This window comes from Pseudomonas syringae group sp. 26L6, from assembly GCF_032587815.1.
In the GTDB taxonomy this organism is placed as follows: domain Bacteria; phylum Pseudomonadota; class Gammaproteobacteria; order Pseudomonadales; family Pseudomonadaceae; genus Aquipseudomonas; species Aquipseudomonas amygdali.
The window spans coordinates 310350-325609 of the sequence record NZ_JAWHPJ010000003.1 but is presented as its reverse complement, the minus strand read 5'-3'; the positions used below and the strand labels follow the sequence as shown (position 1 = coordinate 325609).

Below are 15260 nucleotides of genomic sequence, written 5' to 3'. Positions count from 1 at the left end.
CGCGCAACTAAGGCAACTGCTGTTCAATCACCCCCAGCCACCCCATGCCGGGATAAGTCTCAAAGCCCGGGGTCATTGAATACCCTTGAATGCTGTTGTTGGGCAGTGTGCTGTAACCGGTGGCCTGCCCTGCCCTGGTCTGCAAGTCGATACTGTGGCCCAACGGGCTTTGGGGGTCGGAACTGGCAATTATCCTGTGGCTGGCATCGACCATCATCACTCGGGTGCGGGTGCGCTCTTCATCACTCAGACGCACGCCATTGATCACCGAGTCCGACTGATTCTTCCAGTCAAAGAAAATCCCGATGACGCCGATCACAGGTGAGTGTTTGCCAGCGTTACTGCGCACGGCTGCACTGAACGCACAGGTTTGCGAGCCGTTGAGCAAGGGCTCCACAGCGACTTCACCGGCAAAGTATTGATCGCCAGACGAGTGCCGCACCGCCTGCTTGAACCAGGTCGCCTCATTTACATTCGCACCGATAACCTTGTCGAAGGTATCGGGCCGACCGGACGCAATCACGCAGCCGGTTGTATCGGCAACCCAGATGTCCAGATACACCGTATAACTGTCCAGAATGACGCCGAGGCGCTCACTGGAGTGTGCGCGACTCTGCGCAGTTGGGGTCATCAGTACATCAACCAGCGATGCATCGGTCGCCCACCAGCGAACATCGCACGTGCGCTCATATAGATTGCGATCAATGATTTCGATCAGGTTCAGTGCGAGGTCTGCCAGCCGTTGACCTCGCACATCAAAACACATGCCCTTACCAAGCTCGGTCAGTTCATTGACCGATGCTTGCAGGTCTTGAGTCAGACCGCTGGCAATCTTCGAAATCTGCTCAGAGATATTCTTCACCTCCTCGGCCACCACCGCAAAACCCCGACCGGCTTTACCTGCATGCGCCGCTTCGATCAGCGCGTTTATTGCCAGCAATCGAGTCTGGCGGGTGATCAGTTGTATATCGCTGACGCCACGAGTTGCCAGAGATTCCACTTCACGGGACAGAGTCACAATTCGTTCGGGTTCGATCATTTTCTTTCTGCTTCAATGAGTTACCGTAGGCGGCAGCCATCGCACAATCGTCGTGCAAAAAACAGAGGGAAAGAAGTTGTCATTCTCAAGGGCGCGGAAGTCTGGGCTTCCTGTTTTTATCGACTGATGTCGTAATGCCCTCAACCCCGCTAATGTAGTTTTGAAGGTCGACAATCTGCAAGCATTGCGCACGGAACGTTTGCACTACGGGTTTAAGAAGCATGTATGCGGAAGGGATTCGGGCTGAGTGCGGACGCTCAACTGTTGACGCTTTCGATCTCAGACTTTGTTGCTTGCACTACAGCCTCGCCCACCTCGGTAAGACCGAAAATAATATGCTGCACATAGGGAAACGAAGCGTCACAGGGCAATACGGCACCTGAAATCAACAGGCCTTCTTTCACAAGAGTATCGATCATCTCCATGAATTCCCCTATTGCCGGAACCGCTGGCTGGAGACGAATCAAACTCAGGTACAGCTGACCAGACGTCATCTTTCCAGGGCGGAAAAAATGGGCGCTGTCAACGATCTCCAGCACGGCCAGCTCATCGGAAAAATGATGATTGCTCACAGTGACCTCCAGCCTCAGGAACCACGACCCGCGTCTCCAGCCAGGTCAGGGTTCAATCGGCGTTGGCAAGTGACTATCCGGCTTCAGAAACTCCATCACTTCAGCAGTAACGGAGGGGTGATCAATCAGCCGGTTATGGCCCAGCCCTTCCGTGGTAAAGAGACGCGCTCCGGGCCATAGCTTTGCGAACCGGGCACCCTTTTCCCACGGGGTTTCGCGATCTCGGCGGTCATGAATAACAAGCGCTGGACGATCAAGCAACTGCAGTCGCGCAGAAGCGTCGTAATCCGCGAAGCGGCGGCCGCTCAGCGCATGCAAGTATCCTTCAAAAGGTGCGAAAACCTTGTGCGCGATACCAAAAGTTTCAAACTGATGAAGCGCGTTGTCAGCCGGGGCCAGGAACGGCGCAATCAACACAAACCGGTCGGGACGCCACTGCTCTTCCTGAGCGAATATGATTGACGAAGCGCCCAACGAATGAGCGATCACGGCCGCAGGCTTTCCGAAATGGCGTCCTACCTGCTGAAGCACTTCCACAAACTGCGGCATGTGGCTGATATCGCCAGAGCTTAATCCATGGGCAGGCTGATCAAAACCAACCACCGCATAGCCCATCGATCGTAACAACGGCACCCAGCCGACAAAACGCATCGCGTAGCTTGACCACCCATGGGAGAACAACACATAAGGTTGACTGGAAGGATCTCCCCACACGTAGGTGCAGATCTTGATCCCGTTCAGTTCCAGAGTACCCGTTTGCACATCCGCCGATGCGCTCAGCGCAGCCGCAGCCTCGGCACGTCCTGCGGCCTGGGGTGTCACGAAACGTCGGGCAAGGTATCTTCCGGTGGGGCCAGGTAGAATACGGCTGGCAAGCATGAAGGTGCCCCGCAGCGTCAATAATCGAAGCCTGTTGGTAAGTTTGCTCATCGGTATTCTCCGCACCAGCCATAAGACCTGGAGCAATTAGAGCAGCCTATCTTGTCACTGACAAGATAAGCTGTACGATGGCTATATAACTTTTATTTCATGACAGGGAGCTTCGTATGTCGACCTCAGATACCCCGCGTACTTACCACCATGGCAACTTGCCGACCGTCTTGCGGCAGGCGGCCTGGGACATCGTGGGGGAAGCAGGCATGCGAGGACTCTCACTGCGTGAATGCGCAAGGCGGGCGAACGTTTCACACGCCGCACCTGCGCACCATTTCGGCTCTCTGGAAAACCTGATGGCAGAGGTGGTGGCCGATGGTTATGAACGGATGGTCGACGCTATCCGAGCCGCGCAGCGGGACCTTGGCGACTGTGTGCTGGGCTGTGGGATAGGCTATGTCAATTTCGCTAAAAACTACCCACAGCATTTCCGGTTGATGTTCGGAATGGGCGGGGTCAACCGCACATTACCCAGATTGCTCACTTCAGGCGAAGCCACGCTGCAACTGCTTCGTCAGTCGATACGTACAGCATGGGTCGCAAAAAACGGTGCCGAACCAGACTCGACAGTGCTTGAGCAACGCACCTTCCTCGCCTGGAGCACTGCGCATGGATATGCCTCATTGGCGATCGACAGAAAGCCGGATGAACTCTCTGTGGTCTCGGCCGAATCGATACTCAAACCGATGGCGTCTTTTTTGCTTACACCATAGCGCCCCGCGCCCCGCAAAAAGCGCCCGGGCCTATATGCCCACTTCGCCCTCTGAAACGCCCTCTGCGCCGCATCTCCCGAGCGGCCAAGCGCCTGCGCGCGAGATTTCTCTTCGCCCCTCTCGCCTATGAATGCAGACGCACACGACCTCGCCGCATTTTGATGTCGATCAACATCAATACGTTGACATTTTAGATTTAGATCGTAATCATAACTCCAAGGATCAATTGGCAGGGCCCTTCAGCGTCAGCGTCGAAGGCCCTGCCGGGTGACCGACAATCGCAGGCGCAAACGCCTGGCTGCCCTCATCGCATTACTTGTCAGGACATCACCAATGACTACTCTCCCCACTGTTCTCATCACTGGCGCTTCCAGCGGTATTGGTGCCATTTATGCCGAGCGATTTGCCCGTCGCGGCCACAATCTGGTGCTTGTCGCACGTGACAAACCACGCCTCGATGCTCTGGCAGCAAGGCTGGGTAAAGAAAACGACGTAGCTGTCGAAGTGCTTCAGGCCGACCTGACCAACTCTGCCGACCTCACAGCGCTTGAAACTCGCCTGCGCGACGATGCCCGGATCGGCGTCCTTATCAATAACGCAGGTATTGCTCAGTCCGGCGGATTCATTGAGCAGAGCGCTGAGGCTATTGAAAAGCTTGTCGCCCTCAACATTGTTGCGCTGACGCGACTCGCTGCCGCAGTGGCCCCTCGCTTCGCGCAGTCCGGTACCGGTTCAATCGTCAACCTCGGGTCGGTGGTGGGCTTGGCGCCAGAGCTCGGCATGACCGTTTACGGTGCCACCAAGGCTTATGTGCTGTTCCTGTCTCAAGGCTTGAACCTGGAACTGGCACCCAAGGGCGTGTACATCCAGGCGGTCCTGCCGGCAGCTACCCGCACCGAAATCTGGGAGCGCGCCGGGATCGACCTCAACACCCTCCCCGAGGTGATGGACGTTGAAGAACTGGTCGATGCAGCGCTGGTGGGCTTCGATCGTCGCGAACTGGTGACCATTCCGCCACTGCACGTTGCAGGTCGTTGGGACGCGCTTGATGGCGCGCGGCAAGGGTTGCTGTCGGACATTCGACAGGCGAACGCCGCAGAGCGCTATCTGACCAAAGCCTGAAACCAGGGTACCCATCATGAGTAGCTCAAATCTGCAGACTCATTCGGCGCAGTCGTTTGTCCAGGCGCCTAATAAAATCGCAACAGTCGCAGGCATTGCCTTCGCCTATCGCGAGTCAGGTTTGCGTGGTGGCGTGCCGCTCTTGTTGCTCAACTACTGGGGCGCGGTACTGGACGATTTCGACCCGCGCATTGTTGATGGTCTTGCTACCCGGCATCACGTTATCGCCATCGACTATCGCGGGGCTGGTTTATCGACCGGCACCGCGCCGCTGACGATAGGCGAGATGGCTCGGGACACCCTCGAGCTTGTGCGGGCAATGGGCTACAGACAAGTGGATCTGATTGGCTTTTCAATGGGCGGTTTCGTGGCCCAGGACCTGGCATTGAAAGCACCCGATCTGGTACGCAAAGTTATTCTGGCAGGCACCGGACCGGCAGGCGGACACGGTATCGAGCGCATAGGTGCGCTGTCCTGGCCACTTACTCTCAAAGGTTTGCTGAGGCTGCGAGACCCCAAGGTCGATATGTTTTTCACCTCCACGCTCAATGGCCGACGCGCTGCCAGAGACTATCTGAGCAGGGTGAAGGAACGTACGGTTGACCGCGACAAGCCGCCAACGCCTCGCTTGCTGCTTCGCCAACTCAAAGCAATCAAAGCCTGGGGCAAACAACCCGCGCAGGATCTTGCACGCCTGCGGGTGCCTGTACTTATCGTCGTCGGGGACAGCGACGTCATGGTCGCAAGCGAGTTGAGTCGCGATATGAGCCAACGTCTCCCGCAGGCACAACTGGTGGTTTATCAAGACGCAGGCCACGGTTGCGTCTTTCAGTATCACGCCGACTTCGTCTCAACGGCTCTGGAGTTCCTTGCATAAAGCGTTCGAACTTCAACTGCACATCGTTTTTAAAAACAATCCATCACTGTCAGACGACCCTGGAAACCTAGCGTCATGAAAGCACTTACCTTCGAAAGCTATGGCAAGTCGCCTGAAATTGCGATAACGCATGTACCTCTGCCGACCATCAAGCCTGATGAACTGTTAGTGGAAGTTCACGCGGCCGGGTTGAACCCGATCGACAACATGATTACTACAGGCACGTTCAAGGCCGTCCTCAAGTACGAATTACCCGCCATTATGGGCAGCGATCTTTCCGGCGTGGTCATCGCGGTAGGCAAAGCCGTCACCCGCTTCAAGGCGGGTGACGCCATTTTCGCCAGCCTCTTTGACCTCGGCAAAGGTAGCATCGCCGAATTTGCAGCCGTGCCTGAGCACGCTGCTGCACTTAAACCGGCGAATCTGGATTTCGTACAAGCGGCCTCTATTCCAATGGTCGGGCTTACATCCTGGCAAGCCTTGAAAGAACGCGCCAATCTTCAACCCGGCCAGAAGGTATTCATACCTGCGGGGGCTGGAGGCATCGGCACCTTCGCTATTCAACTGGCTAAACACCTGGGGGCCAACGTCGCCACGACCACCAGTACCGGCAATGTAGAGCTGGTGCGCAGCCTGGGTGCAGATGAAGTGGTGGACTATAAAAAGCAGGCATTCGAGCAAGTATTGCGCGACTACGACCTGGTGCTGGGTACAACGCGAGGAGACACGATTAAAAAAGCCGTCGGCATCCTCAAGTCAGGAGGTTTGATCGTATCCCTCGTCGGGCCACTGGATAAGGCGTTCGCCAAGGCACGCCGGATGAATGCCTTCTTCACTTTCCTCTTCGGGCTGATGAGCCACTCAATCAGGCGCCGTGCGAAAAAACACCACGTGACCTACTCGTTCCTGTTCGTACGCCCGCAGGGGGCTCAACTCGAGAAGATTGCCGTGTTACTTGAAAGCGGGCAAATCAAACCCGTCATTGACAGGGTCTTTGCGCTTGAGCAGGCCAAAGAAGGACTTGAGTACCTGGCCCGGGGGCGTGCCAAAGGGAAAGTAGTTGTGAAGATCAGGTAAGTGTCGGTGACCCGCGTTTTCAATTCCCCACATAAGCAACTTGTCGGCCCCCAGCCTTTTGAACACTGGAGCATTACATGAGCACATCTTCCGGAAAAACGGCCATTGTCACCGGTGCATCATCCGGTATCGGCCGCGCAACGGCCGAGGCGCTGGTGCGCTCGGGCTATACCGTATTCGGCACCAGCCGCAAGATTGGCGAAAGTGCAACGCAGGTATCCATGCGTACTTGTGACGTAACTGACGATGACTCGGTCAGCGCGCTCGTTTCCAGTGTACTTGCGCAGACCGGGCGGATCGACCTGCTGGTCAACAATGCAGGTATTGGCCTGATAGGCGGCTCCGAGGAATTCTCGATACCCCAGGTGCAGGCGTTGTTCGACGTCAATCTGTTCGGCGTCATCCGCATGACCAATGCAGTATTACCGTCGATGCGCGAACATGGCCAGGGGCGCATTATCAATATCGGTTCGATTCTGGGCTTGATACCCGCGCCCTACTCTTCGCATTATTCGGCGGTCAAGCATGCGCTGGAAGGTTACTCGGAATCTCTTGATCACGAAGTGCGCGCCTTCAATATTCGTGTCTCGGTCATCGAGCCGGCATTTGTACGAACCGTCTTCGATCAAAACGGCCTTGAGCCGGACCGGTTATTGAAGGAATACGATCAGGCCCGAGCAGGATTCAAGGCGTTGCTCGCCGATGTAATGCCGAAAGCCGATTTGCCGGAAGTGGTGGCGGCTGTAGTGCTTAAAGCGGCGAGCGATGTACTCCCCAAGCGGCGCTACACTGCCGGCAAGACAGCCCGACAAATCAGCATGCTGCGTCGCTTTGCACCTGCCGGGGTGTTTGACAAGAGCCTGCGCAAGGAGCTTCGTTTGCCGGTTTGAAATGCAGGTGAGGCGGTCACTTCAGGGGCGGTGCTTGAGCTGGACAGCCGGGGAATGCAGGGGCGTACGATGACAATTCAGACACCAGACCACACCGCTGACCAGCAAGGCAATGGCCGCCAGCTCATAGCCGTCGGGTAGCCGGCGCTCCCATAAAAAACCGAAGACGAGCGCCGCCAGCGTTTCAATCACGAGCACTTGCCCGCTGAGTGCCAAGGGCAGAAGTCGGCTCGCTTGATTCCAGCAGGCACCACCCACCACCGAAGACAAAAGCGCAACGCCACCGGCCACTACGAGAAAATGCAGCCATTCGGAAATACCATAGGTGCCCACTTGAGAACCCAAGACCGGCGCTGCCAAAAGCAGTGATTGAGCGCCCGTCATGACCCCCATAAGCAACGCCCAGTCATGCGCGGAGACGTTGGTGACCTGCACCAGCCGCCGGGCATTGCTCACCGCAAACCAGCTCCACGTCAGCAACGCACCTGACGCGCATAAAATCCCGACAATATTTGCCGCTGTATCGGGCCTTTGGTCATTGATCAGCGCGTGCCAACTGATAAGCACAACACCGCCCACTGCGCAGCACAGTGAGGGGAAGAGCTTGCGCAGAGAAACGGCATTTGCGTCATGACGACCTGCCAGGGTTACGAGCACCGGAATAAGTCCGACAATCAACGACGTTGTGGCGATGCCGACCAACTGCACGCCTGTGCCCACTAGCGAGTAGTAGATGAGGTTGCCGACCAGGCTAAGCCAGAAGAGTGACTTCCAGTCGGCCAGGGTGAGACTGGCGCAAACACGCCGCCAACGCAGCATCAGCAGGGCCGCAGAAATGGCACCGTAGCAGAGAAATCTTATGACCGCGAACTGCACACCGCTCAAACCTGGAGTCAGCTGCGGGCCCAGGAAAATCACGCCCCAGCACAGACCGGCGCAAACGCCATAAACAATGCCCTTGGGCAATGATCGATCAGCAAACATTTCACCTGCGCTCCAACGCCTAAAGCATGAAGTCTGGAGCGTCGGGCCTGGAGGATATTGTCGGTAACTGCGGAATTTTTTACCCGGACTGTTTTTGCGCTTTACGATAAACCGCCGGGGTCGTAGCGCTCAAACGCTGCATGGTGCGCGTCAGCGATGCCTGATCGGAAAAGCCCGCACGCAAGGCAATCTCGGCTATCGGCAGCGAGGTGCCACGCAACCACCGTTTAGCCTCCTGTATACGTAGTTCAGTCAGCCAGGCTTGAGGACTCATCGCGAATAATTGCCGGAATCGCTGGTGCAACTGGCTGATGCTCATGTTTGCGACTTGGGCCATGGCCTGATTGCTCCAGTGTGCCCCAGGATTTGCTCGCAGACGGGCTATCAAGTGCTCTACAGGGGACGAAAAACGGCAGGTGTCCGAGCCAAGGGACGACAGAAGCAGAGGGCCCAGCTGTGAGGCAGCAATGGCCAGTTGCTGGTTACCGATCAGCTCGGCGAATTCGATAAGGCGACGGGTCGCGGGCGAAACAGGCACATATATTTTCTCGGCCAGACGCCCCATCTGGATTGTCTCCAGCGTCGTCGGTGCGCAGTCCAGCACCAAAAAACGGCTGTCGACGTGAGTGTCCTGCGAGTGCCGCGAACCAGGCTTTACCAGCGCGGCCAGCGACTGATCGATAAAGCCACCGCGACCGTCCACGTCAATTTCCATTCGGCCACGAATCGGCAGTACCAATTGAGTATGGTCGTGACAGTGCTGAGGGCTTTGCGTCTTGTAGCTGCGAACTTCAAGGCTTAGAAACATTAGTGCACCCCTTGCCGTCGGGTGATTCGAGGTCTGGCGTTCCATAGTGTCTGCGCGCTTACAGGTTCAGCGGCGTCAGCAACAGGTCAACTGGCTGGCAATCCTGATCCCGCTTGATCAGCATCTACTTAAGCCGGCAGCGGCCCGCAGGCACGATAGGTATCGATCAGCGTATCAAAAAGGGCAATGTCTGACCGGCTTCTCGCAATGAGTTGAGCGCCCGCCACAGCCGAAAAAATCGCCTGCGCCCGCACCTCGCTGGCCGCTGGCATACACACATTCGCCGCCACCAGAAGCTTGCTCAGCCAGGCAATATTGACCTGGGCAAAAAGCTGAATTTCCTGAGTCATCTCTGGCGGCAATTTATCGGTTTCAGCGCCGATAAAACTGCCCAGACAAAGGCGGTTTTCAGCCTCTAGCGAGCGGCGGAAAATTTCCGGGAAACGGTGCAGCGCTTCGACAGGGTCTGGTGTTTCTTCAGAAATAGCCTCAAGAGCAGCAGCACCGTCCTGCCAGTAACGCCTGGCAACCGCCACACCCAGGTCAGCCTTGCTTGGAAAGTGGTAGTAAATACTGGCTGGTTTGATTCCAACCTGAGCCGCCAGATCGCGAAAGTTCAGACCGTTATAACCCTGAGACTGAGCAATGTTTCTCGCGGCAAGCAGAATGGCCTCTCGTGCGTTGATCGTCATCGTGGTGCCTTGTGCTTCGGACAGGTTTCTGCAAACGGGCGCATGCTAATTCAAAAACCTGACTGTTGTCAGGTAGAACGGTTGTCGAGGCACGGGGAAGTCGAGAACGCCATGCAATGACGGTCCCGACGATAATGTGCGCGCGCAACAGGTCGGTCACTCGGCCGGCGAGTCCAGTTCGGGTATACCGCTGCTGCGATCAGCATAGGCGGCCTGGAAACCCGGGCGTTTCTGCCAGCGCTTCCAGTACAAGTCCAGGAACTCGAAACGCTCATCCAGCGGCGTGGCGTTGACCGGAAACTTGGAGAAGGCAATGGCGGTTGCAAGGGTGATATCCGCGAAAGTCGGCGCCTCGCCGCCCAACAGCCACTCGCGGCCATCGGAAAGATGACGGTTGACCAATGCGGCGTGTGTCAGCGCCTCTTTGCGGCAGTGCTCGCCCCATGCTTCGTTCTTCGTCAGTTCAAGTTTGAAGCCGAGCCCGGTGTGCAATACATGAAACGCGGTAACGATCCGGTAGAGAATATGCACCCATATCCGGTTATCCCACATGTTATCAAGGCCTTGTTCCAGAGCGCCTTCCCCCATGATCTTGCGGCCCGGATAAGACTGATCCAGATAACGAGCGATAGCGGCGGTCTCGGAAATGAAGCTGCCGTCTGCCAGTTCAAGGGTGGGCGTTTCTCCCCAAGGGTTCATATTGAGATGACGCCAGCCACGCTGCTCTCCGCCGGGGGCCATGTCGTAAATAGTCTCATCGAACTGATCGGCAATGCCTTTTTCGTGGATGAACAGGCGCAGGCGCTGGGGATTCGGAAAAGCCGAAGGAGATGTGAAAAGTCGCAATCTGGAGGTCATGGTCGGGCCTGTGAAATGGAGTGGGCATCCACCTAACAACTGTTAGGTGGATAGACCGTAGCACACTCCTGAGCCCAGTCAATACCCTACCTAACATTTGTTAGGTGGATGACCGTAGCGCCCTATTTTCGCTGGCCCGTGTTTTCAGCGCTCAAACGCGAAGTCCTTGATATTCTATTGGCTGCGCTCCAGAGACTCGTGAGTGCAGCTCAAGACAGACAAGGCCCGCGCCTGAAATACACAGGTTTGCCAGGCCGAACAGTGCAAAGAAGGGAAAAGAATGCAGCACGCTTCGCTGAACCGTTTTCATACTGGGCTGCTCGCCTTGCTTTTGCTGTGCGTGACCTTGCCAGCCCTGGCCCAGAATAGCCCGGCGCCTCAAACCGATAGCACCAGTAGCGCATCCCCCGCAGTGGATGCACCGAGCCTGGATGACTTGAGCGAACAACTGGATCAGATCCGTCAAAAAGTGACGGGCAGTGCCAACGATGACCTGCTTTCAAGCCTGCGGCAGGCCGCTTTGCAGGTCCAGAAACAAGCCGACAATCTGACTGCCCGACAAGCTGTCGACATCGAACACCTGAATGATCAGCTCAACATTCTCGGGCCGGCGCAACCGGACGAGGCGCCAAGTCTGACCAGTCAGCGCAAGACATTGACCGCTCAGAAAAACGCGCTGGTCAATGATGAACGCCAAACCAACACGTTAAGCCAGTCAGCCCGTGATCTGGCTACGCAGATATTCAATCTGCGCCGCAGCCTTTTCGATTCGCAGATAAGCACGCGGACAGCGAGCCCGCTCAGCTCGGCGTTCTGGTCCACGCTGATTCGTCCTACCGATGACGACCTGGGACGCTTGAACAGACTTCTGGTGGATGTCCGCCAAGTGCTCAGCAGCACGCTGGCACCGGAAAACCGTGTGCAATTCATCAGCATCGTAGTCGCCGCGCTGTTCGTATGGGTCGTTGTTCGCCGCCTGCTGGAGCGCTTGCTGATCTGGTCGATGATTCGCTGGCTACCCGAAGGCCGCCTGCGGCGCAGCGCCCTGGCACTGGCTGTAGGGCTATCGACCATTCTCACCATTACCGTTGCCACTTCCTTGTTGCGCTGGGGGATCGTGCGCAATGCGGTGCTCAGCAACGACGTGGTCAACCTGCTCGATCAGGTGCAGACGCTGATCACTTTCTGCGCTTTCATCGTCGGTCTGGGCCGCGCGTTGTTGATGCGGGCACACGCCTCATGGCGTCTGCCGCAAATCCCTGACCAGATCGCCACGGCACTGGGCCGCTTCCCGCCAGCCCTGGCGCTGGCGCTCATGATCATCGGCACGCAGGAACGCATCAACAGTGTCATAGCCAGCAGCCTGGCCCTGACGGTGGCGGTCAATGGCCTGACGGCGCTGGCGGTTTCGCTGGTGTTTTTCTACGCTCTGGTGCGCTACCGCCGAACCCGCCGACGCTTCGAGCTGGAGCGGCCAGCAGGCTTCGTCGGACTGCTTCCCTTTATAGTTGCGGTATGGGTCGGCCTGAGCTTGCTGGCGTTGCTCAGCGGCTACCTGACGCTGGCTTACTTTCTGGCGGTGAAACTGCTTTGGGTGAGCGTGGTGGCGTCCACTGCGTATCTATTGATCGCCTGCTTCGGTGACATCTGCGAGACCCTTCTGTCGCCCAAACAACCTGGCGGCATGGCGTTGGGTTCGGCGCTGGGCTTGTCCGCCCGTCACCAAGCCCAGGCAAGCACCGTACTGGCAGGCATAGGCCGTACCCTGCTGTTGCTTACCGCATTGCTGCTGGCTTTCCTGCCTTCGGGTTCCAGCCCGGGCGACCTGCTCGCAAGTTTCACTCAAATGGACGTCACGTCCAAATCCCTGGGCAACCTGAACATCGTCCCCAGCGATATTCTGATGGCACTGATTTGCCTGGTCGTCGGCCTGCTGGGCGTGCGGGTACTCAAGGAGTGGTTCGGAGAACGCCTTCTGCCCGAGACCAACATGGACGCGGGCATGCAGGCCTCGCTGGTGACCTTGATCGGCTACATCGGCTTTGTGCTGGTGGTGGCCGTGGTGATGTCCACGCTCAAGATCAGCCTGACCAATTTGACTTGGGTGGTCAGTGCGCTATCGGTGGGGATCGGTTTCGGTCTGCAGGCCATTGTGCAGAACTTTATCTCGGGCCTGATTCTGCTGACCGAGCGTCCGGTCAAAGTCGGCGACTGGGTAAGCCTGGCAGGGGTCGAAGGCGATATTCGCCGGATCAACGTCCGCGCGACCGAAATCCAGATGGGCGACCGCTCGACGGTGATCGTGCCGAACTCGCAGTTCATCACGCAAAACGTGCGCAACGTCACCATGGGCAATGCGTTGGGGGTGGTTGGGATCACGCTTACCCTGCCCCTGGAAACAGATGTTCTGCAAATACGCGAGCTGCTGTTGCAGGCCTTTACCGAGCACGAAGCGATACTCGACACGCCTGCGCCTTCAGTCACCTTCAAGGACCTGACCAATACCGGTTTGATCATCAGCGCCAGTGGCTACGTGAACAGCCCGCGCTCGGTGGGAGGTGCGCGGAGTGATCTGTTGTTTACGGTCTTGGGGCGTCTGAGGGAGCTGGGTGTAGCGCTGTCTGCGCCGCAGAGCATGGTATTGATTAATGAGGGGGCTGGGAAAGAGGTCACGGAAGAGTCGGTGACGCCTTAGCGTAGGAATGAAATGCGTGGGCAGCCGTCTGAAGACACTAGGGGAGATCCCTGCGGACGGCCCGTAGCTCCAACGGTTAGAGGCGAGTCCGACGTTCCGTGAATGCATAGTCTTCCTGGCAATCTCCTGAAGGATCTGATTCGACGCTGGTGTAATGGACGGTGTCGGCATCGAGGAATTTATAGCTGTAGACATCTGGCGAGGACACGCCAACCGTCTTCATGGCATTCTTTCCGTTAGCTGCTGACCATGTCCCATGCTCGACCTGGATCCGCTGGGTTTGCTGAGCGTCCCGATAGAACGTAACGGTGAATTTTCCGTCTTGTTGAAAGTTGGTATTCCAAGACAAGAACTGACACTTACCGTTTGCCTCTCGCAAGCCCTTCCACGATCCGACCAGAGCTAGATCATTTGGAAGCCTGCTAGCTGCGCAGCCGCCAAGCACTGCTGCAAGGACGATGATACTAATTGATATGCTCCGTTTCACCTGAACTTCCGTCTTCAAAATAATAGGTAACGCGACACCGAAATGCACACGGGATTGATATCGACCGTAGGAAGGAAAACTTTTGTCATGTCGGCTTATTCAGTTCAGCCGGAGTCTTCCTTTTGAATTGATCATCCTCTTAAGAGATTCCCAATTCGTTTGGCTGAGCCGGGAAAGGCAATCCACTGATTCAACACACAAAACTTCCCCAGACTCCGCACTGGTCAACAGCCTGTGGAGTTCAGGCCGTTGCAATTTGGTACCAGAGAAATTGTCGGCATAGATCCCAGCCGCTACATAATTTCGGCTGATCTGCAAAAGCCATCAAAGAAACGCGGGGCCGGTTCGCATCTTGGTTTTATGTAGAGGCCCGCAGATGTAGGTGTGCAAGGACCATGCAGAAAGACTCTCATCAAGAAATTCCAATTGATAGCCTAATGATAATTTATCATTTGGAGATCTGCCCATATCTATTTGATATCCATCCTAGCCGCTCCAGTGACTCTCGAAGTGGTAGACTCATTTGAGAGTCCGCTTGACCGCATAACCTCTAGGTCTCAAGCTACAAATCCATCATTGGCGCCCGGTGCGTGCCGATAGTTCTTCAAGGCTTTGCGGGAACTCCAGATAAGACATCATCTCTTTGCAAAAGCGATTCAGGTCAGGCGATGCACCTTGCAACACCAAAAACACAGCATCATAAATAAAATTCTTGAAAATAGACCATTCGGCAGGATCGGCCAGCACAGCGTATGCGTGTGTTTTAGTAACCTCTGCGGGATATAGCTTCTTTACCGCATGGCTTTGCCGTCGGGCTGAATTCTTGTCTTTATCCGAGTGTTTGGAATTTGACGCGCCACACTCTACATGACCACCGTTACTAGGTAATTACGCAGAGGGATCATGACGCTCCGATTCGAGCATCGTGAGTTATGAAATGTATTCCGGATTGCATACCCCACAGATTTTCGCCGCGCTCACTATCAAAAATGGAGTTGTATTTATGCGTCATTACTTTATCGTAGTCGCTCTCCTTGTAACTGTATCTTCTCCCTCCGTATTTGCTGAGAGTAATTACTCTCCAGCATACAAAACTTGTACTTCTAACTCGGGTGGCAATACGTCAAACCTTAGCGACTGCGCCGGTATAGAGTTAGCATACAGAACGCTCGGCTGGATAGGCATACAAAACGGCTATGGCTGTCCTACATGCCGATAAGAAGAGAAATTTGCAAGAAGCCCAGGCTCTATGGGTGAAGTTTCGAGATGCTGATTGCGGTATGTACTATTCACTCACCGGCTGCACGATGGACCTTTTAGAGGGGGCGGGGTGCGAACTGAACATGACCCGAGAACGAGTTGACTCGTTAGAATGGTTTGCTAAGAATGGTGCCGAGGAGATTGGAGAGGATGGTGAAACGGATGCGTGGTGAGTAGTGGGTAGACTCCGAAATTAAACGTCCGGCTCTTACGTTCTAGCTCATCCATAACGTAAAAGGCCCTGTCTGAGAAA

General features: G+C 56.0%; 15 protein-coding genes and 1 pseudogene. 7 read left to right on the top strand and 9 right to left on the bottom strand.

The window, feature by feature from the left end:
• Window positions 1-7: 7 nt before the first annotated feature.
• The 3 genes from RYA97_RS02345 to RYA97_RS02335 form a co-directional block, all read right to left on the bottom strand.
• Window positions 8-1039 (bottom strand): methyl-accepting chemotaxis protein, encoded by a 1032-nt coding sequence (locus tag RYA97_RS02345; protein WP_004661284.1) that lies wholly within the window; start codon window positions 1037-1039, stop codon window positions 8-10.
• Window positions 1040-1296: 257 nt separating this feature from the next.
• Window positions 1297-1611 (bottom strand): hypothetical protein, encoded by a 315-nt coding sequence (locus RYA97_RS02340; protein ID WP_002554386.1) that lies wholly within the window; start codon window positions 1609-1611, stop codon window positions 1297-1299.
• A gap of 45 nt (window positions 1612-1656) precedes the next feature.
• On the bottom strand, window positions 1657-2541 hold the full coding sequence (locus RYA97_RS02335; protein ID WP_005781909.1) for an alpha/beta hydrolase: 885 nt from the start codon (window positions 2539-2541) through the stop codon (window positions 1657-1659).
• Between the two features lie 116 nt (window positions 2542-2657).
• Here RYA97_RS02335 and RYA97_RS02330 point away from each other — a divergent pair, with 116 nt between their 5' ends.
• The 5 genes from RYA97_RS02330 (at window position 2658) to RYA97_RS02310 (ending at window position 7223) form a co-directional block, all read left to right on the top strand.
• On the top strand, window positions 2658-3257 hold the full coding sequence (locus tag RYA97_RS02330; protein WP_005781907.1) for a TetR/AcrR family transcriptional regulator: 600 nt from the start codon (window positions 2658-2660) through the stop codon (window positions 3255-3257).
• A gap of 333 nt (window positions 3258-3590) precedes the next feature.
• The gene (locus tag RYA97_RS02325) at window positions 3591-4379 is read left to right on the top strand and encodes an SDR family NAD(P)-dependent oxidoreductase (protein WP_005781905.1); all 789 of its coding nucleotides are present in this window, start codon (window positions 3591-3593) and stop codon (window positions 4377-4379) included.
• A 16-nt stretch (window positions 4380-4395) separates the two neighbouring features.
• Window positions 4396-5256, top strand: coding sequence for an alpha/beta fold hydrolase (locus tag RYA97_RS02320; RefSeq protein WP_117139655.1), 861 nt, complete (start codon window positions 4396-4398; stop codon window positions 5254-5256).
• A gap of 75 nt (window positions 5257-5331) precedes the next feature.
• Window positions 5332-6333, top strand: coding sequence for an NADP-dependent oxidoreductase (locus RYA97_RS02315; protein ID WP_117139656.1), 1002 nt, complete (start codon window positions 5332-5334; stop codon window positions 6331-6333).
• Between the two features lie 77 nt (window positions 6334-6410).
• The gene (locus RYA97_RS02310; RefSeq protein ID WP_005733772.1) at window positions 6411-7223 is read left to right on the top strand and encodes an oxidoreductase; all 813 of its coding nucleotides are present in this window, start codon (window positions 6411-6413) and stop codon (window positions 7221-7223) included.
• 21 nt (window positions 7224-7244) lie between these two features.
• Here the strand turns inward: RYA97_RS02310 and RYA97_RS02305 are convergent, their stop codons facing one another.
• The 4 genes from RYA97_RS02305 to RYA97_RS02290 all read right to left on the bottom strand — a co-directional run bounded on the left by RYA97_RS02305 (window position 7245) and on the right by RYA97_RS02290 (window position 10565).
• On the bottom strand, window positions 7245-8207 hold the full coding sequence (locus RYA97_RS02305; protein ID WP_117139657.1) for a DMT family transporter: 963 nt from the start codon (window positions 8205-8207) through the stop codon (window positions 7245-7247).
• A gap of 79 nt (window positions 8208-8286) precedes the next feature.
• Window positions 8287-9015 carry a helix-turn-helix domain-containing protein gene (locus RYA97_RS02300; RefSeq protein ID WP_117139658.1) on the bottom strand — a complete coding sequence of 243 codons (729 nt, stop codon included), beginning with the start codon at window positions 9013-9015 and terminating at the stop codon, window positions 8287-8289.
• Window positions 9016-9143: 128 nt separating this feature from the next.
• Entirely contained in the window at window positions 9144-9707 is a 564-nt protein-coding gene (locus RYA97_RS02295) for a TetR/AcrR family transcriptional regulator (RefSeq protein ID WP_016982651.1), read from the bottom strand.
• Between the two features lie 156 nt (window positions 9708-9863).
• Window positions 9864-10565, bottom strand: a complete 702-nt coding sequence (locus tag RYA97_RS02290) for a glutathione S-transferase family protein (protein WP_010194446.1) — start codon at window positions 10563-10565, stop codon at window positions 9864-9866.
• A gap of 280 nt (window positions 10566-10845) precedes the next feature.
• On the opposite strand from RYA97_RS02290, the gene RYA97_RS02285 reads away from it, so the two are divergent.
• Window positions 10846-13260, top strand: coding sequence for a DUF3772 domain-containing protein (locus tag RYA97_RS02285; protein ID WP_117139660.1), 2415 nt, complete (start codon window positions 10846-10848; stop codon window positions 13258-13260).
• A gap of 586 nt (window positions 13261-13846) precedes the next feature.
• Here the strand turns inward: RYA97_RS02285 and RYA97_RS02280 are convergent.
• Entirely contained in the window at window positions 13847-14002 is a 156-nt protein-coding gene (locus RYA97_RS02280) for a hypothetical protein (protein ID WP_232829561.1), read from the bottom strand.
• Window positions 14003-14320: 318 nt separating this feature from the next.
• Window positions 14321-14494: a hypothetical protein gene (locus RYA97_RS02275; protein WP_157973345.1), complete on the bottom strand. Its 174-nt coding sequence runs from the start codon at window positions 14492-14494 to the stop codon at window positions 14321-14323.
• Window positions 14495-14940: 446 nt separating this feature from the next.
• On the opposite strand from RYA97_RS02275, the pseudogene RYA97_RS26365 reads away from it, so the two are divergent.
• Window positions 14941-15180: pseudogene (locus RYA97_RS26365) on the top strand (lysozyme inhibitor LprI family protein); the annotation flags it as partial.
• Between the last annotated feature and the right edge of the window lie 80 nt (window positions 15181-15260).

Bases quoted from the DNA above. Each gene is read 5' to 3' on its own strand.
- RYA97_RS02335 (WP_005781909.1), bottom strand. From the start codon at position 2,541: ATGAGCAAACTTACCAACAGGCTTCGATTATTGACGCTGCGGGGCACC.
- RYA97_RS02285 (WP_117139660.1), top strand. From the start codon at position 10,846: ATGCAGCACGCTTCGCTGAACCGTTTTCATACTGGGCTGCTCGCCTTG.
- RYA97_RS02295 (WP_016982651.1), bottom strand. From the start codon at position 9,707: ATGACGATCAACGCACGAGAGGCCATTCTGCTTGCCGCGAGAAACATT.
- RYA97_RS02325 (WP_005781905.1), top strand. From the start codon at position 3,591: ATGACTACTCTCCCCACTGTTCTCATCACTGGCGCTTCCAGCGGTATT.
- RYA97_RS02345 (WP_004661284.1), bottom strand. From the start codon at position 1,039: ATGATCGAACCCGAACGAATTGTGACTCTGTCCCGTGAAGTGGAATCT.
- RYA97_RS02290 (WP_010194446.1), bottom strand. From the start codon at position 10,565: ATGACCTCCAGATTGCGACTTTTCACATCTCCTTCGGCTTTTCCGAAT.
- RYA97_RS02315 (WP_117139656.1), top strand. From the start codon at position 5,332: ATGAAAGCACTTACCTTCGAAAGCTATGGCAAGTCGCCTGAAATTGCG.
- RYA97_RS02300 (WP_117139658.1), bottom strand. From the start codon at position 9,015: ATGTTTCTAAGCCTTGAAGTTCGCAGCTACAAGACGCAAAGCCCTCAG.
- RYA97_RS02305 (WP_117139657.1), bottom strand. From the start codon at position 8,207: ATGTTTGCTGATCGATCATTGCCCAAGGGCATTGTTTATGGCGTTTGC.
- RYA97_RS02320 (WP_117139655.1), top strand. From the start codon at position 4,396: ATGAGTAGCTCAAATCTGCAGACTCATTCGGCGCAGTCGTTTGTCCAG.
- RYA97_RS02310 (WP_005733772.1), top strand. From the start codon at position 6,411: ATGAGCACATCTTCCGGAAAAACGGCCATTGTCACCGGTGCATCATCC.
- RYA97_RS02330 (WP_005781907.1), top strand. From the start codon at position 2,658: ATGTCGACCTCAGATACCCCGCGTACTTACCACCATGGCAACTTGCCG.